The organism is Niastella soli (genome assembly GCF_017742245.1).
Taxonomy (GTDB): Bacteria; Bacteroidota; Bacteroidia; order Chitinophagales; family Chitinophagaceae; genus Niastella; species Niastella soli.
Window position 1 is genome coordinate 1 of record NZ_JAGHKO010000002.1, and the last position, 26,894, is coordinate 26,894.

Consider the following 26,894-nt stretch of genomic DNA (forward strand, 5'->3'; position numbering starts at 1 on the left):
TAATTTACTTGAAATTATTCAAGTGCTGTTGCTTCCAAACTTTCAAAGATCTTTATAATATCATGGTTTCTTTACCTCTTTCCCTTCTCACTCATCTTATTTCTAACTTCATTAACTTGCTCTTATTCTCTTCCTTTCTTCCTCTCTTTCTTTCCTCGCTTCCCTTCTTTTCGATTGGGGTTGCAAAGGTAAGTGTTTCTGTCATTTCACCAAATCTTTTCTCACTTTTTTCTTTTTCTTTTTTCCTTTCTAAGAGCTGATTTTCAGTGATTCATCTTGTCCTCTTTTTCTCTTCTTTCCTTTTTCACTGTCCCGTTTTCGTTGGGGGTGCAAAGGTAAGCGTTTCTCTCATTTCACCAAATCTTTTCTCACTTTTTTCTTTTTCTTTTTTCCTTTCTAAGAGCTGATTTTCAGTGATTCTTACTTGCTATCTTTCTAAATCTCTGCTGCTTTTTCACTGCCCCGTTTTCGTTTGGGGGTGCAAAGGTAGCCGTATTTTTCATTTGACAAAATATTTCTTCATCCTTTTTGAAAATATTGCAGGAATAGGACCTCTACTACCCCATTTGCCGATAGTTGCTCGCAGTAAACTATCGAAGGGTGCCTTACCTATGGACTGCTGAGCAGTTTCCCGATTGGACCCATCCTGTGACGGGCTTCGAAAACTGTTGTGATGACTTACCGGAAACCGGCGGGACGCTTGGTAATTTCTCTCCTCGGAATTTTATTTTTTGTGTGACGGTCCGGGGAAAATGGAGGGACAGATGTTCAAAACCGGGGATGGTTTTTCTATTCCTTCGCTTTTCCTCCCCGAAACCTTCTCTTTGGGCCCTCGGGCGCCGAGGTAGCAATGAGGACCCAACAAGAAGGAATTGAGGTGCTATCAAGGTACCATCAGGTGGAGGCAGGTTGACCAGTTTACCAGTAGACCAGATAAAGAGCAAGGTGAATCTTGAAGGTTGAAAGGCCTCGCTAATTTTTATGAGTTCTGAAAATTCGCAAATCACTCCCCACTCACAATCCCCAATGTCCACTCACCTTCGGGTTTGCGCTTAGGCTGCCTTAGGTCTTGTTTTGCTTTTCTTCGGCATATCCCGACAAAAACACCTTGTTTCCCTTAGAGGGACCCGGACAAGTCCCGAACAAATTGTATTATAACACATCGGACATATCGAAGATTATCCCCAAAAAATAAGTCCTATAACCGGAATGATAGCTTACTGGTAGCGAAATTGCAGCAGAATAGTAGTTTACTTGCCTGGGTATTCTCTACGGGTGCTCTGGATATGCTCTAAGGACTCTAGTCCGTATGACCATTCCCAGACAACTTCCTGACCACTATTAGACAACTATCAGGCAACTCCCCTACAGGTTGGCCCCATTCAAGCAGCTTCTTGTTTCGTCCTAAAATAGACCGAAGGAGAATAAATCGGGAAGCAACTATACCAATAGCCGGCCGGAGCTTTAGATACTTTACACTTGTGAGGGTAAAAACAGCGGGGAACTTTACAGTTTGCCAGTCACCTGCCCTTCCCGGCCGGGCATAAAAAAACCCTCCCGATATTATCGGGAGGGTCAATTTCTTATGGCTTGCTGAAAAGGGCCATCCTGGGATCAGGACGGCCTCTAACGATTGCTTGCCATATGAAAAAAAACTTATTTCTTCTTTAAAGTGTCTACTTTTTTAGTAGTGTCAACTGCAGGTGCAGGAGCAGTAGTATCAGCAGGAGCTTGAGCAGCTGTAGTATCTACAGTTGTAGCTGCAGCAGCAGTATCTGTTTTAGACTCAGTGTCTGCGCTTCCGCCATCATTACATGCTACAGCGAATAAAGAACCAATAGCTAATACTAACAACAGTTTTTTCATTGTACCGTTTTTTGTTTGTTAACAAATGATTTATGTAGTTTAATACAGTAAACGAAGAAAGGTAACCCCGTAACCCAGGAATTTTTTATTTTTTTCTGAAAAAAGTTCAATCTTTCCGGCCGGGTTGATTTTCAACCCCAATTTTACGAGAATGGGCCTGAATTTTACGAACTGGTTGGGTTACTTCTCCTTAAATTGAGTATTAATTAATGGTTACAAAGCGTGAAAATAGATTCAACCGACGAAAAAGCACTGTTAAAAGGATTGGCACTGAACGACCGGAATTCCGTTGAGACCATATATAAGCTTTATTATAATATGGTTCAAGCGTTGATAATCAACAACAATGGAACTGCCGACGATGCACGGGATATATTCCAGGAAACTGTAATTGTGTTGTATGAGAAGGCCAAAACCGGCTCTTTCGAATTAACCGCCCAGCTTAAAACCTATGTTTATTCGGTTAGCCGGCGGTTATGGCTGAAAAAACTGCAACAACAACAGAAGTATCTTCCCAATGTGATAGGACTTGAGGACACGGTACCGGTGGAAGAAGAAATAGACAGCCACGGTCAGCGTAATACAGAATTCCTGATGATGGAAAAAGCATTGCTGCATCTGGGCGAACCCTGCAAAAGCTTAATAGAGGCTTTTTATTTGCAGAAGAGAAGCATGACAGATATTGCCGGCCATTTTGGATATACAAACGCTGATAACGCCAAAAATCAGAAATACAAATGTCTGATGAGGCTTCGGAAATTATTCTTTGCCGAATTTAAAAACAACGACGTGTGATGCAAGATGTACAATTATTAGATGCTATTGAACGGTTTCTTCGGGGCGAAATGTCACCGGAAGAAATGGCTTCCTTTGAGCAACTGCGAAAAAGTAATCCGGAAGTGGATGAAAAAGTAGTGGAACACACTATGTTTTTACAACAGATTGACCAGTTTAGCGAATGGAAGTCTTTTAAATCTACCCTGAACGACGTTCATAATCAATTGCTCGAGACGGGCGCAATAACCGAGGAAGCTCCCAAAGCTACTGTTATTCAATTGTTTCGCAAATACAAAAGGGTTATGGCTGTGGCCGCCTCAATCGCTGGTATCACTACCCTTCTTATCGCCAGCATGGCCTCTTATTACACCCAAAAGAAAACCGCCAATGATCTTCAAAGGTTAAGAAACGATTACAAATCGGAAATAACGAAAAAAGCCAACGAAGTCATTACCAAGGTACAGGAGCGCATTACCAAAGCGCCTGAAAATACCCCCGTACGTTTTGGTGGCACCGGCTTTCTGATAGATGGCAAGGGATACATTGTAACCGATGAACACGTGGTGAATGGTGCAACCAGTGTGGTAGTCCAAAACAGCAAAGGACAGGAATTCAGGACACGTATTATATATACCAATAAAGAAACTGATGTAGCTATTCTGAAGATCCAGGACGACGATTTCAGAAGTATAGGTCCCCTGCCCTATGGGATCCGCAAAAGCGGTACAGATCTGGGCGAACCTTTATTCATTCTGGGTTTCCCCCGCGAAGAAATTGTGTACAACGAAGGTTACATGAGTGCCAAAACCGGTTATAATGGCGACACCTTATCATTCCAGCTGGGTGTATCTGCTAACCCGGGTAACTCTGGTGGCCCTGTATTCAATAAGAATGGTGAAGTGGTGGGTGTTATCACTGCCCGTCAAACACAGGCGGTAGGCGTTGTTTTTGCCGTTTCCTTTAAGAACATCTTCCGCAGCCTGGAAGAAGTTAAAAAGGATACCGCCTTCCAGAATATCCGTTTAACCATGAACTCTTCTATCAAAAACCTCGACCGCGTACAACAGATCAAGCGCATTGAAGAAGGCGTATTTATGGTGAAATGTTACTAAGAGCTATAAGCCTCAAGCTGCATGCAAATACAGCCTGAAAGCTGAAATATATAAAGGAAAAGCCTCTCGAAATATCGGGAGGCTTTTTCTTTTATGGTGGGACTTCTATTTAGTAGTCGATGGGTTAACCTGTTGATGTTAACTGGTCAACCCATCCACTTACATACTTACTTCCACAATGATGCCGGATATTCACCTGCAGCCACTAATTGCTCCAAATTGGCTTTTACTTCAGGGGCATCTTCTTTATAAGTTACGCCAAACCATTGGGCAGATGTAGGGATCACTTTTATTGTACCCTTGTTAACGTTGATGAATTTATCGCCCACAATGGGAATAAAGAACTCTGATTTTAGGTTGGTCAGGTTTCCTTTTTCATTCAGAAACTCATTGAACAGTTTTTCAGAGTAAGGGAAGATGGAAGGTGAAAAACACCAGAAGTTCATTGACACCTGAGAATCCATGGGCAGTTCTTTGGGTTCCTGGTCATCGTCAACGAGAATTTTACCATCTTTCTTTGCAATGTTTATACGTTCGGCAATGGCTACCAGGTCGCCATTGGCATTGGCCCGGCAAACTCCGCGGTTAACGGTACCATTGTCGCTTAATGTTTTCAGCAACTCATAGCCGATTATAGAATAGGTGTTGTCATTTACATCTTTGGTAAGAAATTTATACGCCTTTTCAAATGCATCGCGACCATAAAAATCATCGGCATTGATCACCGCAAATGGTTCATTGATGGCATCTTTAGCGCACAGTACCGCATGTGCAGTTCCCCAGGGTTTGGTGCGGTCGGCAGGCACCTGGTAACCATCTGTAAATGATTTCAGGTCCTGGTATACATAATCGATAGCTATTTTCCCTTTTAATGGGGGTTCTACTATGGCTTTAAAATCGTCAGCAAATTCCTTGCGGATAATAAACACCACTTTTTTAAATCCAGCGCGTATAGCATCATAAATAGAGTAATCCATGATCGTTTCACCACCGGGTCCGAATGATTGGATCTGTTTCATACTACCGTAGCGGGAAGCCATGCCTGCGGCTAAAATCAAAAGAGTTGGTTCCATTATTGTATTTTTAAAAATTGAGCACGAAAATATAAAAATATGTGATGAAAACTATGTCGGTAAATAAAGTAATAGCACAACCTGTTGACATAAAAAAAGCAGTAGTACAGCCAGTTAACGACGATTTGCTACATAGAAAAAATGCTGCCATGGATATATTGCGACTCGATCTGATACATCCGGTCATTTCGGGGAACAAATGGTTCAAATTGAAATATCATCTCCAGGAAGCGCTGCAACAAAACAAAAAAGGCATCCTCACTTTTGGCGGGGCCTGGTCGAACCACCTGGTAGCAACCGCCCTTGCCTGTGCCCAGAACAACCTGGCCAGCATAGGTATTATTCGTGGCGAACGACCGTTCACCCTTTCGGCCACCTTACAGGAAGTGCAGGAATATGCCATGCAATTACAGTTTATTTCCCGCGCCGAATACAGTAATGAAGCTGCCATAATTCCGGTACTTCAGGAAAAATACCCCGATTACTACATTGTTCCGCAAGGCGGACAAAGCCTCCTGGGTGTACTGGGCGCGGCTGACATAGCAGCACTCACACAAATAGAAAGTTATTCACATATATGCTGCGCCACCGGCACCGGCACTATGCTTGCAGGTTTAGTGCACGCCGCTTTGCCTCATCAACAGGTAATTGGTATTTGCAGTCTAAAAATACCGGATGACGAAAACAACAGTTTGAACAGTTTTGTAAAACCCTATGCAGCCAACCCAAAGCAATACACCATTTTTTACGATTATCATTTTGGCGGTTATGCCCGAAAAACGGATGAACTTGTCCGTTTTATGAATAACATTTATCAGCAACATGAGCTGCCAACCGATTTTGTATATACTGGCAAATTGCTATTCGGCGTTATGCATCTGGTGCAAAACAATTATTTTCAACCTGGCAGTCGAATGCTGTTGGTGCATAGTGGCGGATTACAGGGAAACCGGTCGTTACCAGCCGGAACATTAACATATCTGTAAGTTGTAATATAAAATATCGCCGTCGCAAAACCAGTATATTTGCGACGCCAAATCCTTTACCACCGTATAATTCAATATTATTGGCGCATGCGCAAACTGGCAGCTTTACTACTAATACTAACTTGTACCTTATATACCAATAGCTGGGCGCAGGATACGTTACCTAAGTTTTCTGTTGTAACCAAGGGAAATAAAAAAGCTATCATCAGCTGGGTGAACAACTATCCTATTGTTACTCAAATAAGTATTCAACGTTCAAAAGACAGTCTTAAGGGTTTTGTTACCATTATGTCAATGGCCGACCCTACTGTCCCACAGAACGGTTTTGTAGATAGTAAAGCGCCGGATATGAACCAGTTTTACCGCATATTCGTGGTTAAGAACAATGGTCAGTTCCTGTTCACTCAATCAAAAAGGCCTTTTTTCGATACCGTTAAGGTAGCTGAAAAACAACAGCCCGAGAACGCCCGCCGGGTGGTCATTTCGGAAGGTGTTTCGGAAAAACAGGCGGAGGAAATAAAAGAAAAACTGCAACCCACTACCACCACTACTACCACCACACCGCCCCCGGTGGTGGTGAAACCGCCGGAACCGGAAAAATTCTACTTTGTAAAAAAACGCGATACGCTGGTTGCTACCATCAACGCAAAAGACCTGAAGAAGTTCCGTGACTCCATGGTCACCAAAACAAAGGACACCATGGCTTTTGTAGGATTAGATACCATTGTGTTAAAACCATTTGTTCCCAAAGAAGTATACAAACCTTCCAAATTCGTTTATACTGAAAAAGATGGTAACGTAACCATTAACCTGCCTACCGCAAGCTTGCATAAATACAATATCAAATTCTTTGATATGCAGGGCATTCCCCAGTTCGATATCGATGAAATAAAAGAATCGCCCCTACTGATCGATAAGGTGAACTTCCTTCGATCGGGGTGGTATAAGTTTGAATTGTATGAGGATGGAAAGCTAAAGGAGAAACATAGATTTTTTATACCGAAGGAATAAAGGCACGTGAGTTGTCAGTTGTGAGTGGTGAGTAGGAGCTCGACATTTGGGCCTCCTGATTGGTTTCAGCCTTAAAACATTTATAAAAGATAGTGCCCTTATAGAAAATTTTCTTCTATAAGGGCACTCATATTTTTAGCCTATCGTGATGTTTGAATTTTGTAGTGAGGCTGAGTAAAGGACATCACTCACCACTGACAACTCACCACTCACTATACCAACTCTACATCAAACACCTTCTCAAAATTCCTTTTTACTTTCTCCTTCACTTCGTTCAGGTCCAATTTTCGTCCCAGCTCTTTCTCCAATGAAGTAACCTGTTTATTCTGAATACCACAGGGAATGATATAATTGAAATACGAGAGATCGGTATTTATATTGAAGGCAAACCCATGCATGGTGATCCAGCGGCTGCAACGAATGCCCATGGCGCAGATCTTCCGTTCCTTGCCGGGAATGGCCGCATCCAGCCATACGCCGGTTTCGCCGGGCGAACGTTCGCCTTTCAGCCCATATTCGGCCATCGTTAAAATGATCACCTCTTCCAGGCTGCGCAGGTACCTGCCGAGATCGGTATAGAATTTATCAAGATCAAGAATGGGATAGCCAACCAGTTGTTCTTTACCATGAAAGGTAATATCGCCGCCCCGGTTACTATAATAAAAGCTGATCCCCCTGGCGGCCCTTTCTTCCTCACTGATCAGCACATTTCCTATATCGCCGCTTTTGCCCAGCGTATATACGGGTGGGTGTTCTACAAATAACAAATAGTGATTGGTATCAAGTACAACTCCCTCATTTTCAATCTCATCTCCGTTCGCGAGGGTACCTATCGCCGACTGCCGGTTGCGGATTGCCGACTTTACCTCCACATTCTCTTTTAACAGCTGCTCCTGCAGGTCCCAGGCGTGCCGGTACTCCATATTTCCCAGGTCCCGGAAAAGAACGGTCTGTTTATTACTGGTTTCCATATAGAAACAAATGTACTACTTTATACAACTCCCCCTAGTTTGTTACCTTTGCCGAAACAGTGAGACCCCATGACTATAAAGGATAGCAATGTTTTCAACGAACAGGATGAGAATGTAGAAGGTGTAGAAGGCGCGGAAGAACTATACGAACGATTCAGTTTAGTGGTTGATAAAGGCCAGGAACCCATGCGGCTCGATAAATTCCTGGTGGCCCGTATTGAGAACGCGTCCCGTAACAAAGTGCAGCAAAGCATTGAAAATGGCCGGGTTACGGTAAACGGTAAAACCGTTCAGGCCAATCACAAAATAAAGCCGGGCGAAGAAATTATTGTATACTCCGATAAGGAGATGCACGGGGAAGAGATCATCCCGGAACAAATGCCTTTAAATATCGTGTTTGAAGATGATGACATCCTCATCATTAATAAACCTGTTGGGCTGGTAGTACACCCAGCAAGCGGCAACCCCCGTGGTACGCTTATCAACGGTGTAGCCTGGTATTTACAACAGCAGAACAGCAATATTTCGGCCGATAACCTGCCCCGTTTTGGACTGGTCCACCGGATTGATAAAAATACCAGCGGTTTAATGGTGCTGGCTAAAACTGAAAAAGCAGTTACCTGTCTGGCGAAAGAATTCTTCGATCACACCATTCATCGCCAATATATAGCTCTGGTGTGGGGCGATGTGGCTGAAGATGAAGGCACCATTCGGGCGCACATTGGCCGCCACCAGCGTTTCCGCAAAATATTCGATGCTTACCCCGATGGCGAGGTGGGTAAGGATGCTGTTACCCATTACAAAGTACTGGAACGCCTGGGTTATGTGACCATTGTTCAATGTGAACTGGAAACAGGCCGCACCCACCAGATCCGCGTACATATGAAACACATTGGCCATCCCTTATTCAATGATGAATTATATGGGGGCGACCGGATCGTAAAAGGGACCGTTTTCACCAAGTACAAACAATTTGTCGACAATTGTTTCGCGCTTTGCCCACGGCATGCCTTACATGCAAAAACTATTGGTTTTATTCATCCCCGTTCCCGCAAGGAAGTGGTATTCAATAGTGAAATGCCTGAGGATATGCAGAAGTTGTTTGAGAAGTGGAGAGGATATGCGAAGACGAAGAATATTAGTTGATCGGTTGACCAGTTAATCCGTTAACAGGTTGATGGAGGTTGATCAGTTAATGAGTTTACCAGTTGATCAGTAAATACAAAAACGAAAGCCCATGCTGGTTACCAGGATGGGCTTTTGCTTTATTTACCAAAATCAAATAAAGTCGCTGTAAAAACTGATTTCTCTCTTTTCTTCATCACCACATCCCAGTTACCATCATAGCGTAGCACTTTGGGAACGAGGTAGTCGCCGAATTTTGTCATTTCAACTTCCATCCGAACGTCGAAATCATACACGCCGGCATCATAACTGAGGTCGTAATTACGGGCTACAATTTCCCAGGTATTTATATTGAACCAGGTGGTCATGTTGTTCACTACAATTTTATCTTTTTCTCCTCCCGATAGATCAGCCCGCGGCTTGCAGGTAAACACATAACACATTTCGCCTTTAAAGGCATCCATATCGATGGTGAAATCATAACGAGCGGCCACGTCATCCTCGAACAAGGCTACTTTATTACCAATGAAGGGAATGCCAGGGATCTTCTTACCGGGGTTGAAGAACAGCATTTTTAGTTGTTCCTTATGTCTGGCCAGCCCGCTTTTGCCCTGTGTGCTAAAAGCTGCGTCTTTTACAATATTGGTTTCCCCGCAAACAGTATCTACCGCAAAAAACAAACCGGCATACATGCCGGCTGTATAATAGTTGAACTGATGATGTTTGTCGTATATGTCGCCCGTGGTTTGTTCTTCCAACACCTGGGTAAACCGGCAACCATGGTTCACCACCTGGTGCGTACGGCTGTGAAGGGATGCTATTACCTGTTCTTTTTTATCGAACATCGCAATATCATTCAACGAAGTGTACCCCAGCACTTTCAGGTTGCGAAAGGCTTTGTAAAAAGTAGTATCGTTCTTGATGCGTTCAATAAAAGCAGCCACGTTCAGATTGTTGCGAACAACCACCTCTTTTAAGGTAACCGCTTTGTTTTGAATTTTTACCAGGGTATCCTGGGCATTGAGCTGACAGGAAATGACCAGGCAAATAATAACGCGCCAACAGGCTCGTAACATGGGGACACTATTTAGGAAAAATCATTTTATAGTCGGCCCGAACCTTGCCTTTTGAAATATCATCCAGTTTGCCACGCAACAGTTTTCGTTTAAAAGGCTTCAGGTAATCGATAAATAATTTTCCTTCAATATGGTCGTATTCGTGCAGAATAATACGGGCGGTAAGGCCATTGAATGTTTTTTCCTGAGCCACAAAATTCTCATCTACATAGGTAAGGGTTACGCTTTCATTGCGCATTACATCTTCCCTTATCCGGGGAATGCTTAAACATCCTTCATTATAGGCCCATTCTTCGCCATCGAGCGCTTTTATCTGGGCATTGATGAATACCTGCTTTACGCCTGGTTCATCAGGGTATTTCCCTTTTTCATCTTCTTCCTGGTTCTCAAAGATCTGAGCACTGTCTATAATAAATAAGCGAATGTCCTTATTGATCTGCGGGGCAGCCAACCCTACTCCACTGCTGGCATACATGGTTTCCCACATATCTTCAATCAATTTTGCCAGGTTTGGATAGTCGGGGGTGATTTCTTTACCCTTACTCCTCAAAATATCAGCACCATATGCTACGATCGGTAATATCATTCTTTAACGGTTGTTTTATTATTCAGTCGGCAAAGTTACTTGAAGAATCGTGAATCGGCAATCGGCAGTCGGCAGTAATGCACAAAATCCTGATAAATAAGGTTATGTTACCGGTTTCCAGTCCTGAGCGATCCTGTTTCCGGTAACCGGTTTTCCGGCTTTTGATTGCCGATTGCGGATTGCCGATTGCCGGTTCACCTGCAACTTCTCATTGATTATCAACTAATACTACGTAAATACTCCTGTAACATGATAGTAGCGGCGATCTCATCCACCAGGGCTTTGTTCTGACGTTGTTTTTTCTTTAACCCCATATCTATCATGGCCTGGGAGGCCATTTTAGAGGTATAGCGTTCATCCCACATTTTAATGGGAATGGTTGGGAATTCTTTTTTCAGCCGCTCCACGGCTTTTTTAACCAGCGGCGTGGCGTGCGTATCGGAATCGTCCCAGTTTTTGGGTTCGCCCATAAGGATCAGTTCCACGGGTTCTTTGGCGAAATAGGCTTTCAGGAACTGGAACAGCTTAGGTGTTTCAACCGTTGTTAAACCCGTGGCAATGATCTGCAAGGGATCGGTAACTGCCAGGCCGGTGCGTTTTCCGCCGTAATCTATTGAAAGTATGCGGGCCATTAATTTGTCAATGTTTTATAGGCAATAACGAGGTCAATGATCACAAATACGGCAAACACCACACTGGCGATACCATTGGCAGTCATAAAAGCCAGGTTCACGCGACGCAGATCGGTTGGTTTTACAATAGAATGCTGGTACAGCAGCATTCCCACAAAAACAGCCACCCCTATCCAGTATGACCAGTGAAAATGTCCATACAGACCGGCAGTGATAACACAAGCCGCGCTTAAAACGTGCAACAGTTCTGATACCCGCAATCCCTTCTTTTTACCCAACCAGGCGGGGATAGAATGTAATTGTTTTGATTTATCGAACTCTTCGTCCTGTAGTGCATAAATGATATCGAACCCGCTTACCCAAAAGATCACCGTAAAGGAGAACAGGATGGGTAACAAAGAAAAGGCACCGGTCACCGCCAGGTAAGCACCAATAGGCGCCAATGACAAACCCAATCCCAACACGAGGTGGCAAAGCGGGGTAAAGCGTTTGGTATAGCTATAGAACAACACCACAAATAAAGCCACCGGCGATAACAGGAAACAAATGCGGTTGATGAACCAGGTAGTGATCATAAACGCCACGGCACAAACAAAAGTGAACAACAATACATTGTTTGCTTTTAAAATACCGGCAGGTATTTCGCGAATGGCGGTGCGGGGGTTTTGTGCATCAAACTCGCGGTCGAGGTAACGGTTGAAGGCCATAGCCGCGCTGCGCGCAAAGATCATACACAGGATAACCAGTCCTAATAAAACGCCTAACCGGGTATAATTGGGGGTGAACCTGATAACAGTATGTATTATTTCCCCACCCTTTCCAAACGATTGTTGGGCATCGGCAATGCCGTTGGTGAAGAAGGCATACACGCCCAGCATAAAGCCGATCAGCGCAAAGGGCATGGCGAAAATGGTATGCGAAAATTTTATCAGGCTCAGGTATTTCTTAACGGTGCTCATGTATTAATGTTGAATATTGAATTTTCAATAGTGAATATTGATTGAAACAGGTCCCGGCTTAGCCGGGATGAATCGGCAAACGTGAAACGGCAAACGGCAAACATGACTCACGAATGTTGAGACTAATACCTATCTTGCATCTCCAAAAATTCTCTGCCTACTGCCTACTGCCTACTGCCTACTGCCTACTGCCTACTGCCTACTGCCTACTGCCTACTGCCTACTGCCTACTGCCTACTGCCTACTGCCTACTGCCTACTGCCTACTGCCTACTGCCTATTGCCTATTGCCTACTGCCTACTGCCTACTGCCTATTGCCTTCTGCCTTCTGCCTATTGCCTTCTGCCTTCTGCCTTCTGCCTTCTGCCTTCTGCCTTCTGCCTTCTGCCTTCTGCCTTCTGCCTTCTGCCTACTGCCTACTGCCTATTGCCTATTGCCTACGGCCTATTGCCTTCTGCCTTCTGCCTATTGCCCATTGCCTATCTTACTCCTAACCAGTTCCCACAACACAATACCGGCGGCCACAGAAATGTTCAGGGAATGCTTCATACCAAGCTGCGGAATTTCGATGCAGCCATCGCACAATTTGATCACTTCCTGCTCAACCCCGCTTACTTCATTGCCGAATACAACAGCCACAGGACTGTGTTGGTTCATATCGAATTGGTGCAGGGGGATGCTGTCCTGTACCTGTTCAATGGCAAATACCTGGTAACCATCTTCTTTTAGCCGTTGTACGGCCTCTACAGTTGTTTCGGCATATTTCCATTCCACGGTTTCAGTAGCGCCCAGGGCCGTTTTATGTATATCGCGGTGCGGTGGCTGAGGGGTATAGCCGCACAAATAGATACCGCGTAATAAAAAAGCATCGGCCGTACGGAATACACTGCCCACATTGTGCATGCTGCGGATATTATCCAACACCACTACTACTGGCATTTTTTCGGCCTCTTTAAATTCATGAACCGATTTGCGGTTCAATTCGTCCATACTTAGCTTACGCATGCCGGCAAAGGTAGTTGGAAGTCGTGAAACGTCAAACGTGAAACGTGAAAGGGTTCACGACTAGTCGGCAGTAGTCGGCAGACGGCAAACGGCAGACGGCAAACGGAAGACGGCAGACGGCAGACGGCAAACGGCAGACGGCAATCGGCAAACGGGAGACGGCAATCGGCAAACGGCGAAATGAGGTGCCGACCAGACAAGCTCCTCGAAAATTAGCGAGCCCACTCACCACTCACAGCTCACCACTCACTCACCAACTTGCCCCCAATTTCTCCACATAAGATTCCGTACTTTTTTTATGCGTTCCCAAACCCTATATATTTGCCCACCATGTCAAAAGCTACTACAGAAACTCCTTTGATGCAACAACACCGGGCTATTAAACAACGATACCCCGATGCTGTATTGTTATTTAGAGTTGGTGATTTTTATGAAACTTTTGGCGAGGACGCCGTTATTGCCTCACAGGTGCTGGGTATTACCCTCACCAAAAGAAATAATGGCGCGGCCTTCAGCAGCGAGCTGGCTGGGTTTCCCCACCACGCCCTCGACACGTACCTGCATAAACTGGTGCGGGCTGGTTATCGTGTGGCCATTTGCGATCAGTTGGAAGATCCTAAAGCCGCAAAAGGCATTGTGAAACGCGGCGTAACTGAACTGGTGACACCCGGCGTGGCCACCAACGATAAAATGCTGGAGCATAACAGCAACAACTTTCTGGCCGGTATTCATTTTACCGAAGACCAGGCCGGTATTGCTTTCCTGGATATTTCAACTGGGGAGTTCTTTGTGGCCGAAGGCAATTCAGAATACATCGACAAACTATTACAAACGCTGAAACCAGCTGAAGTAATTTTTCAACGCAGTTTTCAAAAGCATTTCAAAGAAGTATTTGGGTCCCGCTTTTATACCTATACCATGGAAAGCTGGATCTTCGACGGTCCCTATGCTACCGAAAGCCTGCTGAAACACTTTAATACACATTCTTTAAAAGGTTTTGGGGTAGAAGAACTGCCGCTGGGCATTGTGGCTGCCGGTGCGGTACTTCATTACCTGAAGGATACCGAACACCCCAACCTGCAACATATCACCAGCATCCAGCGTATCGACCGCGACGATTACCTGTGGATGGACCGCTTTACCATCCGAAACCTGGAACTGATCAGCACTGGCCATGGCGATGGGAACAACCTGCATAAGGTGCTCGACAATACGGTATCGCCTATGGGCGCCCGTTTGTTGAAACGCTGGATATTGTTACCCTTAAAAGACATCAATCGCATAAACGAACGGCTCGACCTGGTTGAGTTCTTTATCAAAGAGGTTGACCTGCGCAATAAACTGATCCAGCATATAAAACAATGCGGCGATATAGAACGGTTGGTGAGCAAGATCCCACTGAAAAAGATCAATCCACGCGAAGTATTGCAAATAGCGCGCGGCTTGCGGCATATTGAAGAGATAAAACAAATATGCAGCAATACGGAAAGCGAATACCTGAAACGGCTGGCCGATTCTTTGAACGGATGCCGTTATATTGAAGAAAAGATCACCAAAGAGATCATAGACAACCCACCCGCCCTGGTTGCCAAGGGCGGCGCCATTCAACCCGGCATTCACGCCGAATTGGATGAGCTGCGCAATATTGCCACCAACGGTAAGGAATACCTGGTTCAGTTACAACAAAAAGAATCGGAGAAAACAGGCATATCTTCTTTGAAGATCGGGTTCAACAATGTATTTGGTTATTACCTGGAAGTGACCAACTCGCACAAAAGCAAAGTGCCGGCCGAATGGATGCGCAAGCAAACCCTGGCCAATGCGGAAAGATACATCACCGCTGAGTTAAAGGAATATGAGGAAAAGATAACCGGGGCCGAAGAAAAGATCCTGGCCATTGAGCTGGACATTTATGAAAAGCTGTTACTGGAGTTACAAGACTACATTGCACCTATGCAGGTGAATGGAAATGTAATGGCCATACTCGACTGTCTGTTGTGTTTTGCGCATAATGCCCTGCATTTTAATTACAAGAAACCTGAATTACATGAAGATGGTGTGCTTGATCTGAAAGAAAGCCGCCATCCTGTTATAGAACGCAATTTACCTGTTGGCGAACCATATATTTCCAATGATGTATTCCTGGAACCAGCCTCGCAACAGGTGATCATTCTCACCGGACCAAACATGAGTGGTAAAAGCGCCATCCTGCGCCAAACCGCCCTGATAACTTTGATGGCGCATATGGGCAGTTTTGTGCCCGCTACATCGGCACGCGTTCCATTAACCGATAAAATATTTACCCGGGTAGGCGCTTCCGACAATTTAAGCGGCGGCGAAAGTACCTTCATGGTGGAAATGAATGAAACGGCCAGTATCATCAACAACATTTCTTCCCGCAGTTTGATCCTGCTCGATGAAATAGGCCGGGGTACCAGCACCTACGACGGTATTTCCATTGCCTGGAGCATTGCAGAATACCTGCATCAAAGTCCGCATACGCCCAAAACCCTGTTTGCCACCCATTATCATGAACTCAATGAGCTGGAAAACAAATTGCCCCGCATAAAGAATTATCACATTACCAATAAAGAGGTAAACAACAAGGTCATCTTCCTGCGTAAACTGGCCCCCGGTGGCAGCACCCATAGCTTTGGTATTCACGTCGCGAAAATGGCGGGCATGCCCCCTGCCCTTATTGACCGGGCCAATGAGATCCTAAAAGTGCTGGAAAAAAAGCATGAAGACCAACCTGCCGGCAACGTTCAAAACAAGCTGCAGGACCAGGTAAAAGAAATTGCCGCTCAAAAAGTACAGCTATCTATTTTTGATGCTCACAGCGAAACTTTTGAGGGTATTCGTAAAATGCTTTCCGACATCGATATCAACCGGTTAACGCCCGTTGAGGCGCTTTTAAAACTAAACGAAATAAAAAACCTGGTGAAATAACATTCGCTGGTCGCCGGAAAGGGTTGCCTCATCGAAATTAATGCTAAGGTCATAACATTAACATCATCTTGCACCTTGCAATAACCCGCTTGCTAACTCGTTTTTCTATGGAATAACCCGTAGTAAGTTTTTAATTTAATTGTACCCCGCCCGTGAAATCTGGTAAATTATTACTTATCAGCCTGTTCTTTTTTGGCAGGCTGTCTGCACAATGCCCCTCGGCCCCAGGTGATGAAATGACCTATGGCTCCAACGACACCTGGATAGGATACGTCTATGACAATGACGATTTCACTAATTATATGGGTTATATTAACGAAGGGACGCCTGGTCAGATGAACTTCGACCAAAGCTTCGGCAACGTTGACGAAACAACTTACCCTACCGTTGGCTGTAGCATCCAAACAAACTCTTTTGCGATCCGGTATAAACTGTATAAAGTCTTTGCTGATGATGACTATACTTTCACCGTAGGTGGTGATGATGGCTATCGCCTGAGCTTAGACGGAGGGTCCACCTGGGTCCTTGGCGACTGGGGCGGCCATGCTTACACGTCCAGTAGTGTAAGCGTTCATTTAAACGGCCCGGTAAGCCTGGTATTAGAATACTTTGACGCTGGTGGCGGTCAACGCATCTCCTTTCAGGCTTGTAATGGCATATTCGACGAATCCGTATATGGTACCGGTGATGTCTGGCGAGGATATGTATATGAAAATATGGATTTCACTGCCTTGAAAGGCATCGTATTTGAAGGAAGAGCCGGCAATCCGTTCTTCGATCGAAACTTTGGAGGCGATGATGTAACCTACAACACCAGCAACTGTCCTATACAAACACAAACTTTCAGCGTCCGTTACCGGCTGCGAAAAACTATTCCTTACAGCAATTGCAACTTCCTGGTGGGCGGTGACGATGGTTACCGCTTTAGTTTGGATGGCGGCAATACCTGGGTGATCAATAATTGGAATGACCACGCATATATGACAGGTAGTTATTCCGCTACGTTGAATGGTTCCTACAATATGGTGCTGGAATATTATGAAAATAACGGCGGCAATCGGGTAAGTTTTGATATGAACTTTGTTGCGTTGCCGGTTAAATTGGTTCAATTCAGTGGTAAAGTGCAGGATGACCAAACGCTGTTAAACTGGGCCACTTCCCTAACCAGCAATACCGATCATTTTATTGTAGAAAGAAGCAATGATGGCCGCCAGTTCTTTAATGTGGGTCAGGTAAAAGCTGCTGTGGGAATAACCAATGCCACCGGCATCCGGTTCTCCTTCACTGACCCGGCCTCATTTTCCGGCACCAGGTACTACCGGTTGCGAATGGTTGATCAGGATGGCGTGAATACCTACTCCGAGATCATTACTATTAAGAATAATACTACCGGTGAGGCAAGAATATTCCCTACCCTTATTCAGCCTAACACCTCGTTGTGGTTGCAAACCGGCAAACAACTTGAAAATGTGTCCATCACCATTACGGATATTATGGGCCGCGCTGTTATGCAACAACATATGCCCGTATTGCCAGGCAATCAAACTACCAGTTTTACCTTGCCAGGCATGGTGAAAGGTACTTATGTGGTTCAGGTGAAAGATGTTACCGGAGTACAGCTAAATCAAAAGATAGTTGTTCAATAGCTCACAGTTGAAAGCTTAAAGTCGAAAGCCTAAAACAAATACAATTTGTATTTGCTTTAGGCTTTATCTTTTAAAATGTTTTCCGCGAGTGCGTTCGCCGCCAGAAGGTGCTTTACTTGCTCAGCTTCCTTAAAAGTAGCTTAACCACCACTGGCTATGAGTAGCTTTGTATTTACTGTACCAACGGCATAAGGGATATAATGCCAGCACAATGGCTGCCCAAATGAGATATACTACCCAAAGACTATAACCAAACTGTATAGGCCTGAACAGGAATGGTGTTGGGCCCACAATATCTTTGGCGCCATACCCTGAAACAAAAAAGGCAATGGTACTCAGGATATGTATCAGGTAAAAATGCAGAACGTAGTAAAAGAATGGTACCCGCCCATACACTTTGGCAAAATCAATAAAGCGGTTCTGCACATTCTCGAGCAACGCCAATACAATGAGGGCAGGCCCCAGTGTGATACAGGTGTACATTAAGGAAGGCGGATATTTGTGCACATTCATGAACGACAGCAGGGAACTCACGCCATCTTTTTGAGGCGACCAGGGCAATGGGTTCCCATACCCATTCATTAACCGCAATGTCACAAACAGCACAATTAATCCCAACCCTATTGCCACCAGCGTTCTTTGCCTTTTAAATGTATCAACAGTAGGTGCAAATAATTTACCGGCACAATAACCCATGAACATGATCCCCATCCAGGGCACAAATGCATAGGCAATTGCCAATGAATGGTTAGGGGCAAAAGTATATATATCAAACCGCCCATCGTGCAGCAGGTCCCACAGAAAAGGCACATTATGATTACGGGCAGCTTCGGGATAATCAAGGATATTATGGCCAAATACAATTAAAGCGCCAAGCGCAAAAATAACTCCATAGGGTAAACGCACTGCCAGTCCCAGGAACACCATACTAATACCAATGGCCCAAATTACCTGGAGCATAATGACATTGTACAACGGGTTAAAAGTTAAAGCCAATGTTATTACAAGGGCTTCTATCAATATCAGCCACAAACCCCGTTTTAATAGAAACCCGCTTAGATCGGTCTTTGTTTTTCTGAGGCCCACCAGGTAAGCTGAAGTACCAGCCAGGAACACAAAAGTAGGTGCACAGAAATGCGTGATCCAACGGGTGAAATATAAGATGGGGGTAGTGGTGGTGGGATCAAGTGGGTCATGCTGAAAAGCATCAACATGAAAAAAGTCACGCACATGGTCGAGCGCCATAATGATCATCACTATGCCGCGTAGTACGTCAATTGACTGTACCCGCTTTTTTACTGCAGTTAGTTGGTCCATACTGGTTTTTTAAGGGATTTCCTTCAATTTACAAAGATTCCCCCTAAAAGTCCGCGTTTTGGGTTTAACGGCTGAAAACCGCTGTAAGCCTCATCCGCCAGCCAGTGGATCAGGTCTGTATGGCTACTTCATCGCGGAACAAAAAAAAGCCCTCCCGATGTATCGGGAGGACTCACTCACCCCGATTCATCGGGATGCCTTGTTTTAAACTTAACCACAGCGATTGAAAGGCAGAGTTGTGCAACCTTCCATTATTAGTAATTCAAAAAATAATGCCAGTTGTGCGGAATAGATTAAATAAAATGTTAAAGGGCACCCAGGCGTATATCATTCAGCGTTTGAAAATCATCTTTTAACTTATTATAAAGACCTGCATATACTTTATAATATTGTTGATAGCGAGCATGCAACACCTCATTGGGGTTGTATTGTTGCTGAATGTGGAAAATTCGGGTCATTTCAGAGCCCTGCATAAGTCCCAGTGCCTGAAAACCCAGTATGGCGGCCCCTACAGAGGAAGCATCATCACTGTTAATGAGATTGATCTCCTTCCCAAAAAGATCAGTTAACCACTGTAACCATAATGGAGAATTTATAAAGCCACCACTGGCATAAATATGTTGAATGGCGCCCACCGTTTCCTGTACCGATACCGCTACCTGGTACAACGCATAATTAATCCCTTCTATAATAGCACGCATAAAATGCGCTTGGGTATGTCCGCTATGTACCCCAATAAAAACGCCTTTGGCATTGGCATCCCACACAGGGGCCCTTTCCCCCAGGATATAGGGCAGAAAAAGCAGGCCATCGGCTCCGGCCGGCACCTGGTCGGCCTGTTGTACAAACCAGGTTAAATCACCCGCGCTGGAGAAGGGCTTTTTCAAAAAATGTTCGGTGTACCATTTCAATAACACCACGCCATTGTTGATGGCCCCGCCTGATACATACAGCTCATTGGTAAGTATATAATTGAAAATGCGTTCCTGTTTATCATATGCCGGTTGACTGGCCATCATGCGCACGGCACCACTGGTGCCAATGGTAACAGACAGATCACCGGGCTGGGTGGCATTGCTGCCCAGGTTGGCCAAACACCCATCACTGGCGCCAATGATAAAAGGTGTGCTGGCATCAATACCTAATTGTTTGGCGTATTTTGCCGCCAACCCTTTTATAGTATAAGTAGCCGGTACAGGCTGCGATAACCTGTCGCCGGTAATCCCAGCTGCCTGTAGTGCGGGGGCATACCAATCCTTTTTATAAATATCAAACAGACCGGTGGCAGATGCAATGGAATGATCGACCAAATACTGATTGAAGAAGCGGTAAAAAACAAACTCCTTTATGGAAATGAATTTATGCGTAATGGCAAAGATGTGGGACTGGTGATCGCGCAGCCACATGATCTTGCAAAGCGGCGACATGGGATGTACGGGTGTTCCGGTATGCCGATAGATGTCTTTATCGGCCGGGGATTGTTTTAATGCTTCGGCATATTCAGCGCTGCGGGCATCGGCCCAGGTGATAACATTGGTAAGCGGTTCGCCATTGACGTCAACAGCAATTAAGCTGTGCATGGCGGCGCTGAAACTGATGCCGGCAATTTTGCCTGGCGCCCCTTTTACTACCTGCTCAATACAGGTAGTAACGGCATTGAACAGCACTTCGGGGTCCAGCTCATGATAGCCGGGGGCTCCCACCAGTGGGTTATACGATACATACGCATTACCGGTAACATTTCCTTCGCTGGTAAAAGCTATGGCCTTGGTGCCTGAGGTCCCTATATCAACGCCTATAATAACATGCATATGACTTACCGGATTTTACCGGTAAGTTAAAAGATTTTTTGCACGGAGGGTATATAAAACAGCGGGCAATAAAAAAGCGGGCCGTTTACCCCATGGCGAACGACCCGTCAATTCTTATTTGTCAGCAATCAAAAAAAGCCTTCGTTAGATCATCTCTTTCAGCTTCTCTACCACAAAATCGATCTCTTCTTTGGTATTGTGCTTACTGAAGGAGAACCGTACCGTTACCTGGTTGGGGTTGTTATTGATGGCCCGGATAACATGTGACCCCTGGTCGGCGCCGCTGGTACAGGCGCTGCCACCACTGGCGCAAATGTTATTCATATCCAGGTTGAATAAGATCATCTCCGACTTTTCGGTTTTGGGGAAGGATACGCTCAGTACGGTATACAGGCTGCGGCCCAGGATGTCGCCATTGAAAGTAACCCCGCGCACCACGTTCTTCACCTTCTCCATCATATATATTTTCAACCCCTTTATGTAGCTGCTATGTTCTTCATAATGTTCAGTGGCCAGCTCCAGCGCTTTGGCAAACCCTACAATGCCATACAGATTTTCGGTTCCGGCCCGCATATTGCGCTCCTGCGAACCACCATGGATGTATGGTTTTATCTTTACATTTTCATTTATATAAAGCATACCCACGCCTTTTGGCCCATGGAACTTATGGCCGGCGCCGGTAATAAAATGTACAGGGGTATTGCGCAGGTCGAAGGGGAAATGCCCTACTGTTTGTACCGTATCGGAATGAAATATGGCGCCATACATTTTGCACAGGTTGCCTACAGCATGCAGATCGAGCATATTGCCGATCTCATTATTGGCGTGCATAAGCGTTACCAGGCATTTCTCGGCACTATTGGCCAGCAGGCGCTCCAGGTCTTCCATATCAATATGGCCATTAGGCAACAGCTTTACTTCGCTTAAGGCAGCTTCCCCGCTATGGAACATATGTTCAACCGTATGGGAAGTGGCATGGTGCTCAATGGGTGAAGTTATAATATGACGGCAACCCAGGTCACGAATAGCAGCGCTGATGGCTGTATTCGAGCTTTCAGTGCCACCCGATGTAAAGAATATCTCGGCTGGGTGGGCATTCAGGATCTTCGCTACCGTTTTACGGGCATTCTCAATCGCCAGGCGGCTTTCGCGTCCGTAAGAATAAATAGAAGACGGATTACCAAACTTTTCGGTAAAATAGGGCATCATCGCCTCCAGCACCACCGGATCGAGTGATGTGGTTGCAGCATTGTCAAAATAAATACGCGCAGGCTGGTTCGACATGTGGTAATATATTTAAATAAAAAAGCTCCGCCGGAGCGGAGCAAAATTGAATAAAATATTTTTGAATAAGACTGATTTACACCCACCCTACCAAAAACACATATTAAACAATTATTGTTTAATATTTCGCCAGTTTCGCCTGATATTATTTAAATAACAAGGCTGTTTTTTGAATTATTTATATCGCTTATTAAACCCCTGATCTACTCGACTTTACATAAATTCCTTGATGTCATGCATTAATCGGAGGGCGATGTTATTGGCAGTAGTCTCAAAACTGCTTTCGGCATAAATTCGAATAATAGGTTCTGTATTCGACGTACGGAGGTGGACCCAATCGCTATCGAATTCAATTTTCAGCCCGTCTTCCGTATTTATGGGTTGGTTCTTATATTTTACTTTGATCTTTTCGAAGATCTCTTTTACATCGATACTGGTCTGCAGCTCAATTTTATTCTTCGAAATAAAATAATCAGGATAGCGCGCTCTGAAGGAGCGGATGCCATTTTTATGGGTGGCCAGCGAGCTCAGGAACAAACCGATACCAATGAGCGCATCGCGACCATAATGCAGGTCGGGCACTATGATACCGCCATTGCCTTCCCCACCTATCACCGCATTCATTTCCTTCATTTTATTCACCACATTCACCTCACCAACAGCAGAAGGGTAATATTCACCACCATGTTTAATGGTGATCTCTTTCAACGCTTTGGTGCTGCTCATGTTGCTTACCGAATTGCCCACCTTTTTACTGAGCACATAATCAGCTACAGCCACCAGGGTGTATTCCTCGCCAAACATGCTGCCATCTTCACAAACAAAACAAAGACGGTCAACATCAGGATCAACTGCAATACCCAGGTCGGCTTTATGTTTACGTACCGCAGCACTTAATGCTGTTAAATTTTCAGGTAATGGCTCGGGATTATGTGCAAACTTACCGGTGATCTCTTCATTCAACACAATCACTTCCTCAATACCCAATGCTGTTAACAATGGGGGAATAGCCAGCGCGCCGGTTGAATTCACCACATCCACTACCACTTTATAATTTTTCAGGCGAATGCCTTCTACATCAACCAGTGGATAATTTACAATGGTATCAATGTGCTTTTGCAGATAAGTGTTATTCTCTGAATAAGAACCCAGCTTATCAACAGCAACGAAATTGAAATCTTCTTTTTCTGCTTTCTCCAACACCAATGCCCCATCAGCTGCACTGATGAATTCACCATGTTCATTCAAAAGCTTTAATGCATTCCACTCCTTGGGATTATGACTGGCAGTAATAATTATACCACCGGCTGCTTTTTCCCATACTACCGCCATTTCAACAGTAGGTGTAGTGGAAAGCCCGATATCTACGATATCTATGCCCAGTCCCGTTAGTGTACTCACTACGAGTTGCTGTACCATAGCGCCGCTGATACGACCGTCGCGGCCGATAACAATCTTATTGCCTGAACCTTTTTCAAGCACCCAACTACCAAAGGCGGCGGAAAACTTTACCACATCAAGGGGAGTGAGATTTTCTCCGGTTTTACCTCCGATCGTTCCACGAATGCCCGATATACTTTTTATCAATGCCACAATAAACAGGGTTTAACGTAATAATTACAAAAATAAGTGATTGGCTGTTAGCAGGGACTACCAGATTAGGGAATTTTACAGGATTGTGAATCAGAAAAGTGAAGATAAGCGAAAATTAAAGACATTTTAAATATGAAGGACAACATGTGGAAAACAATGAATAAAAAACACCGTCTCAATTAATTATGGGTTAAATTTTACATGTAATTAACGTAGCCGCTATTCCAACTCCATGCTACATGCTTCGTAAATTTTTGATTTACTCCCCTACTTTTGCTTAAATATTCTGCCTTCATGTTCAACAGCAGCACCTGGTTTAGGGAGTGGTTCAATTCCCCCTACTACCACAAATTATATTTTGAACACGACGAAAAAGAAGCATTCGCTTTTATTTCCAGATTGCTTAATACATTGGGCCCACCCGAAAACGCAAAGCTGCTCGATGTTGCCTGCGGACGTGGCCGTCATTCAAAATTATTAGCTGCAAAAGGTTTTGATGTAACCGGAATAGACTTGGCACCAGCCAGCATTGCCATTGCCCAGGCTCAGGAAAACGGGCACCTCCATTTTTATGAGCACGATATGCGGTTACCCTTCTGGATAAATTATTTCGACTACGCCTTTAATTTCTTCACCAGCTTTGGTTATTTCAGAACGGAACGCGAACACTATAACGCCATCAGGACCATCTCCAACGCCTTAAAACCAAAAGGCATTGTGGTGATCGATTATCTGAATGTGCATTATGCCGAAGACCACCTGGTACACAAACATGAAAAGGTGATCGATGATGTTAGGTATTATCTAACCAAATGGTACGATGAAACGCACTTTTACAAAAAGATAGAAATAGAAGATGAAAGGTTGGAAGCGCCGCTTGAGTACACCGAAAGAGTGGCTAAATTCTCCCTCGGCGATTTTAATGACATGTTCGCTTTTTATGGTCTTCAACTAAAAGAAGTGTATGGCGATTACCTGCTTAACCCCTACGACATTAAAAACTCGCCTCGCATGATCATGTTTGCGCAGAAGACCAATTAGCAAAATAAAAACAGGGGCTACCTAATGGCAAGCCCCTGACCATTTTTTATATCTAAATTACCTGGTGGCTTTTTTATTATTGAGCAGCATAAACTTCGCTGTTTCATACAACGCATCGGTCAGTACCCCCATTTCATGTATAATGGCAGCATGTGCCGCATCGTTAGGGACCGGATCATTATTGATAATGGAAACCAGTTCTTCTTTTTTAGTCACCAACTGCTTACGGTATAAGTAATTTCCTTTTACTACTCCGGTCATACTGTTATCCGGGTCAAAAACAAATGCAAAACCGGTTGTGGCAGAATCGAGCAGGTCTTTACCCAATGTACCATTCCTATAAGTAATATTGCTAAGACCGGCAATGGTAGGCAACACATCAACCTGTGAGCTGATGGTATGTACCCGTTGCGGCGCCAGCAAACCAGGTGCATAAAACAACAATGGCACATGCATGGTAGTTAGACGCTGGGCCGTCCACGAATGCGGGAATAATGCATCTGCATTACCGGGAATGCCATGATCACCTATAAAAACAAAGATCGTGTTGTTGAAATACTTTTCCTTACGGGCAGCTTCCATGAATTTGCGGTAACCAAAATCAGTATAGCGGAAGGCATTCATTTCATCGGACGATTCAAATCCATATCTGGCTAAGGAATCGGCGGGGGCCTGCACCTTTTTAAACTCGGTCAGGTCTTCTTCCGGTATCGTATATGGGCGGTGGTTATCTGCCGTTTGGACAATTGCAAAAAACGGCTTCTCCTGCTGGGCAAGTACTTTATTGGCTTCCAGGAACAGGTTCTTATCACTTATGCCCCAAACATCGATCTTTTTTGCCTTGTAATCTTCCTGCTCATATAAATGAAGGCTATCAATATTGTTTGTTAATACACCACGAATATTTGCCCAGCTGGTGCTGCCACCCAGAAAGTAGAACTTCTCATAGCCATTAAAATTATTGATGATGGTATGCTGGTCAACTGCTGCCGGGTTGCGACTGGCGGTTTTTGGCATTTCAACATCGGGGGTACCGGTAATGGTTGCCCATACCCCCCGGGCCGTTCCATAAGTAGGCGTAAAACAGCGGTCAAAGAAAATACCCTGCTGGCATAAGCTGTCGAAGAATGGTGTTGTATTCAGCGGATTGCCAAACATGGAACTTTTATAAGCACTGAATGACTCACAAATGACCAGTACGATATTGGGCTTTGAAGTAACCGCACCTGCGCGGGGCGCCACTGTGCGTGTAAAGTTCAACGGATTTTCGGTGGGTGTAAAATGCAAATTACTGCCAATCACCGGGGCCGTTTCCTTTACTTTCTTTTCATCGTAAGTGCTATGTCTGAATTTCAGCGTGCTGAAAAAGCTTTCAAAGGGGTTTAAAGCCAGGTAGGCTTTATAATCGCTTCCCTGCGCAAAAGCATCGCTCCAACGCAACGGGTATTGGTTGAACCGGCCGAAAATGAAAAAGCCGCCAATTAAAAAACATATAATAAATGAAAGGATACGACTCCGTTTTGTGCCGGTAAAAGTTTGTTTGCTTACTACCTTATGCGTGCGGTTGAACAGCCATATTAACAGGGCTGCTACCAGCAGTACCCCCAGCACCATCCGTATTATGGGATACGACTGCCATACCATGCCCATGGAAATTTTGGCGTCCTCGAGGTAATTTAATACGCTGGCATTCAGGCGTTGTTCCAGGTAAGCATAATGCGCAAAATCCACCGAAAAGATAAAAAGCGCTACCAGTGTGGCAATACCGAGAATGGTCATCCAGATCTTTTTTCCTCGTTTACTGCTAAACGGGTGCAGCGGAGGAATACTGCCCAAAATGAGCATGGTTACCAGTAATATAGAGATCATTCTTAAATCGTACCGGAGACCCAGGAAAAAACTACCACCCAATTGGCCCAGGCCATAACTTTGTTGATTACTAAGAACAAACAACCCCAGCCTCATGAGCGTGAATAAAACAAGGAAAATCAATCCAGTCCAAAGGATCCACCGGACAAGTTTAGGAATATTCAGCATATGTATTAAATAAGAAAATAAGGCCTAAAATTATAGT

General features: G+C 44.7%; 21 protein-coding genes. 8 read left to right on the forward strand and 13 right to left on the reverse strand.

Going from position 1 to position 26,894, the window contains the following annotated elements:
- Positions 1-1,656: 1,656 nt before the first annotated feature.
- Entirely contained in the window at positions 1,657-1,866 is a 210-nt protein-coding gene (locus J7I42_RS12510; protein ID WP_209139161.1) for a hypothetical protein, read from the reverse strand.
- Positions 1,867-2,088: 222 nt separating this feature from the next.
- Between J7I42_RS12510 and J7I42_RS12515 the strand changes: the two genes are divergently transcribed.
- Both J7I42_RS12515 and J7I42_RS12520 read left to right on the forward strand, forming a co-directional pair.
- Positions 2,089-2,661 (forward strand): RNA polymerase sigma factor, encoded by a 573-nt coding sequence (locus tag J7I42_RS12515; protein WP_209139162.1) that lies wholly within the window; start codon positions 2,089-2,091, stop codon positions 2,659-2,661.
- Positions 2,661-3,755 (forward strand): S1C family serine protease, encoded by a 1,095-nt coding sequence (locus J7I42_RS12520; protein WP_236065491.1) that lies wholly within the window; start codon positions 2,661-2,663, stop codon positions 3,753-3,755. Before J7I42_RS12515 ends, J7I42_RS12520 begins: the two co-directional genes overlap by 1 nt.
- Positions 3,756-3,922: 167 nt before the next feature.
- Here J7I42_RS12520 and J7I42_RS12525 read toward each other — a convergent pair whose 3' ends face one another.
- Entirely contained in the window at positions 3,923-4,828 is a 906-nt protein-coding gene (locus tag J7I42_RS12525; RefSeq protein ID WP_209139164.1) for a nucleotidyltransferase family protein, read from the reverse strand.
- A 44-nt stretch (positions 4,829-4,872) separates the two neighbouring features.
- Between J7I42_RS12525 and J7I42_RS12530 the strand changes: the two genes are divergently transcribed.
- Together J7I42_RS12530 and J7I42_RS12535 are read left to right on the forward strand one after the other, a co-directional pair.
- Positions 4,873-5,814: a 1-aminocyclopropane-1-carboxylate deaminase/D-cysteine desulfhydrase gene (locus J7I42_RS12530; protein ID WP_209139165.1), complete on the forward strand. Its 942-nt coding sequence runs from the start codon at positions 4,873-4,875 to the stop codon at positions 5,812-5,814.
- A gap of 87 nt (positions 5,815-5,901) precedes the next feature.
- Positions 5,902-6,825: a hypothetical protein gene (locus J7I42_RS12535; RefSeq protein WP_209139166.1), complete on the forward strand. Its 924-nt coding sequence runs from the start codon at positions 5,902-5,904 to the stop codon at positions 6,823-6,825.
- A 212-nt stretch (positions 6,826-7,037) separates the two neighbouring features.
- Here J7I42_RS12535 and lipB read toward each other — a convergent pair whose 3' ends face one another.
- A complete protein-coding gene (lipB, locus tag J7I42_RS12540; protein WP_209139167.1) occupies positions 7,038-7,796 on the reverse strand; it encodes a lipoyl(octanoyl) transferase LipB in 759 nt (252 codons plus the stop codon).
- 69 nt (positions 7,797-7,865) lie between these two features.
- Between lipB and J7I42_RS12545 the strand changes: the two genes are divergently transcribed.
- Positions 7,866-8,942 carry an RluA family pseudouridine synthase gene (locus J7I42_RS12545; RefSeq protein ID WP_209139168.1) on the forward strand — a complete coding sequence of 359 codons (1,077 nt, stop codon included), beginning with the start codon at positions 7,866-7,868 and terminating at the stop codon, positions 8,940-8,942.
- A gap of 119 nt (positions 8,943-9,061) precedes the next feature.
- On the opposite strand, the gene J7I42_RS12550 is transcribed toward J7I42_RS12545, so the two are convergent.
- The 5 genes from J7I42_RS12550 to J7I42_RS12570 form a co-directional block, all read right to left on the reverse strand.
- Positions 9,062-9,997: a hypothetical protein gene (locus tag J7I42_RS12550; protein ID WP_209139169.1), complete on the reverse strand. Its 936-nt coding sequence runs from the start codon at positions 9,995-9,997 to the stop codon at positions 9,062-9,064.
- A gap of 7 nt (positions 9,998-10,004) precedes the next feature.
- On the reverse strand, positions 10,005-10,583 hold the full coding sequence (def, locus tag J7I42_RS12555; RefSeq protein ID WP_209139170.1) for a peptide deformylase: 579 nt from the start codon (positions 10,581-10,583) through the stop codon (positions 10,005-10,007).
- Between the two features lie 218 nt (positions 10,584-10,801).
- Positions 10,802-11,215, reverse strand: a complete 414-nt coding sequence (gene ruvX, locus J7I42_RS12560; RefSeq protein ID WP_209139171.1) for a Holliday junction resolvase RuvX — start codon at positions 11,213-11,215, stop codon at positions 10,802-10,804.
- Entirely contained in the window at positions 11,215-12,174 is a 960-nt protein-coding gene (locus tag J7I42_RS12565) for a UbiA-like polyprenyltransferase (RefSeq protein ID WP_209139172.1), read from the reverse strand. The genes ruvX and J7I42_RS12565 overlap by 1 nt, the downstream gene beginning before the upstream one ends.
- 465 nt (positions 12,175-12,639) lie before the next feature.
- The gene (locus tag J7I42_RS12570) at positions 12,640-13,179 is read right to left on the reverse strand and encodes an RNA methyltransferase (RefSeq protein ID WP_209139173.1); all 540 of its coding nucleotides are present in this window, start codon (positions 13,177-13,179) and stop codon (positions 12,640-12,642) included.
- A 330-nt stretch (positions 13,180-13,509) separates the two neighbouring features.
- Here J7I42_RS12570 and mutS point away from each other — a divergent pair, with 330 nt between their 5' ends.
- Both mutS and J7I42_RS35570 read left to right on the forward strand, forming a co-directional pair.
- Positions 13,510-16,128: a DNA mismatch repair protein MutS gene (mutS, locus tag J7I42_RS12575; protein ID WP_209139174.1), complete on the forward strand. Its 2,619-nt coding sequence runs from the start codon at positions 13,510-13,512 to the stop codon at positions 16,126-16,128.
- A gap of 152 nt (positions 16,129-16,280) precedes the next feature.
- Positions 16,281-17,774: a T9SS type A sorting domain-containing protein gene (locus tag J7I42_RS35570; protein WP_209139175.1), complete on the forward strand. Its 1,494-nt coding sequence runs from the start codon at positions 16,281-16,283 to the stop codon at positions 17,772-17,774.
- A 129-nt stretch (positions 17,775-17,903) separates the two neighbouring features.
- On the opposite strand, the gene J7I42_RS12585 is transcribed toward J7I42_RS35570, so the two are convergent.
- The 4 genes from J7I42_RS12585 to glmM form a co-directional block, all read right to left on the reverse strand.
- Entirely contained in the window at positions 17,904-19,091 is a 1,188-nt protein-coding gene (locus J7I42_RS12585) for a DUF1624 domain-containing protein (protein ID WP_209139176.1), read from the reverse strand.
- 305 nt (positions 19,092-19,396) lie between these two features.
- Positions 19,397-20,902 (reverse strand): gluconokinase, encoded by a 1,506-nt coding sequence (locus J7I42_RS12590; RefSeq protein WP_209139177.1) that lies wholly within the window; start codon positions 20,900-20,902, stop codon positions 19,397-19,399.
- Between the two features lie 144 nt (positions 20,903-21,046).
- Positions 21,047-22,186 carry a cysteine desulfurase family protein gene (locus J7I42_RS12595; protein WP_209139178.1) on the reverse strand — a complete coding sequence of 380 codons (1,140 nt, stop codon included), beginning with the start codon at positions 22,184-22,186 and terminating at the stop codon, positions 21,047-21,049.
- A 213-nt stretch (positions 22,187-22,399) separates the two neighbouring features.
- The gene (glmM, locus tag J7I42_RS12600; protein ID WP_209139179.1) at positions 22,400-23,779 is read right to left on the reverse strand and encodes a phosphoglucosamine mutase; all 1,380 of its coding nucleotides are present in this window, start codon (positions 23,777-23,779) and stop codon (positions 22,400-22,402) included.
- A gap of 294 nt (positions 23,780-24,073) precedes the next feature.
- On the opposite strand from glmM, the gene J7I42_RS12605 reads away from it, so the two are divergent.
- Entirely contained in the window at positions 24,074-24,820 is a 747-nt protein-coding gene (locus J7I42_RS12605; protein WP_209139180.1) for a class I SAM-dependent methyltransferase, read from the forward strand.
- Positions 24,821-24,877: 57 nt separating this feature from the next.
- On the opposite strand, the gene J7I42_RS12610 is transcribed toward J7I42_RS12605, so the two are convergent.
- Positions 24,878-26,785, reverse strand: coding sequence for an LTA synthase family protein (locus J7I42_RS12610; RefSeq protein ID WP_209139181.1), 1,908 nt, complete (start codon positions 26,783-26,785; stop codon positions 24,878-24,880).
- Between the last annotated feature and the right edge of the window lie 109 nt (positions 26,786-26,894).

Excerpts from the sequence above, each read along its gene's own strand:
- J7I42_RS12510 (WP_209139161.1), bottom strand. The coding sequence starts at position 1,866 with ATGAAAAAACTGTTGTTAGTATTAGCTATTGGTTCTTTATTCGCTGTA.
- J7I42_RS12520 (WP_236065491.1), top strand. The coding sequence starts at position 2,661 with ATGCAAGATGTACAATTATTAGATGCTATTGAACGGTTTCTTCGGGGC.
- J7I42_RS12525 (WP_209139164.1), bottom strand. The coding sequence starts at position 4,828 with ATGGAACCAACTCTTTTGATTTTAGCCGCAGGCATGGCTTCCCGCTAC.
- J7I42_RS12530 (WP_209139165.1), top strand. The coding sequence starts at position 4,873 with ATGAAAACTATGTCGGTAAATAAAGTAATAGCACAACCTGTTGACATA.
- J7I42_RS12535 (WP_209139166.1), top strand. The coding sequence starts at position 5,902 with ATGCGCAAACTGGCAGCTTTACTACTAATACTAACTTGTACCTTATAT.
- lipB (WP_209139167.1), bottom strand. The coding sequence starts at position 7,796 with ATGGAAACCAGTAATAAACAGACCGTTCTTTTCCGGGACCTGGGAAAT.
- J7I42_RS12545 (WP_209139168.1), top strand. The coding sequence starts at position 7,866 with ATGACTATAAAGGATAGCAATGTTTTCAACGAACAGGATGAGAATGTA.
- J7I42_RS12550 (WP_209139169.1), bottom strand. The coding sequence starts at position 9,997 with ATGTTACGAGCCTGTTGGCGCGTTATTATTTGCCTGGTCATTTCCTGT.
- def (WP_209139170.1), bottom strand. The coding sequence starts at position 10,583 with ATGATATTACCGATCGTAGCATATGGTGCTGATATTTTGAGGAGTAAG.
- ruvX (WP_209139171.1), bottom strand. The coding sequence starts at position 11,215 with ATGGCCCGCATACTTTCAATAGATTACGGCGGAAAACGCACCGGCCTG.
- J7I42_RS12565 (WP_209139172.1), bottom strand. The coding sequence starts at position 12,174 with ATGAGCACCGTTAAGAAATACCTGAGCCTGATAAAATTTTCGCATACC.
- J7I42_RS12570 (WP_209139173.1), bottom strand. The coding sequence starts at position 13,179 with ATGCGTAAGCTAAGTATGGACGAATTGAACCGCAAATCGGTTCATGAA.
- mutS (WP_209139174.1), top strand. The coding sequence starts at position 13,510 with ATGTCAAAAGCTACTACAGAAACTCCTTTGATGCAACAACACCGGGCT.
- J7I42_RS12585 (WP_209139176.1), bottom strand. The coding sequence starts at position 19,091 with ATGGACCAACTAACTGCAGTAAAAAAGCGGGTACAGTCAATTGACGTA.
- J7I42_RS12590 (WP_209139177.1), bottom strand. The coding sequence starts at position 20,902 with ATGCATGTTATTATAGGCGTTGATATAGGGACCTCAGGCACCAAGGCC.
- J7I42_RS12595 (WP_209139178.1), bottom strand. The coding sequence starts at position 22,186 with ATGTCGAACCAGCCTGCGCGTATTTATTTTGACAATGCTGCAACCACA.
- J7I42_RS12605 (WP_209139180.1), top strand. The coding sequence starts at position 24,074 with ATGTTCAACAGCAGCACCTGGTTTAGGGAGTGGTTCAATTCCCCCTAC.
- J7I42_RS12610 (WP_209139181.1), bottom strand. The coding sequence starts at position 26,785 with ATGAGGCTGGGGTTGTTTGTTCTTAGTAATCAACAAAGTTATGGCCTG.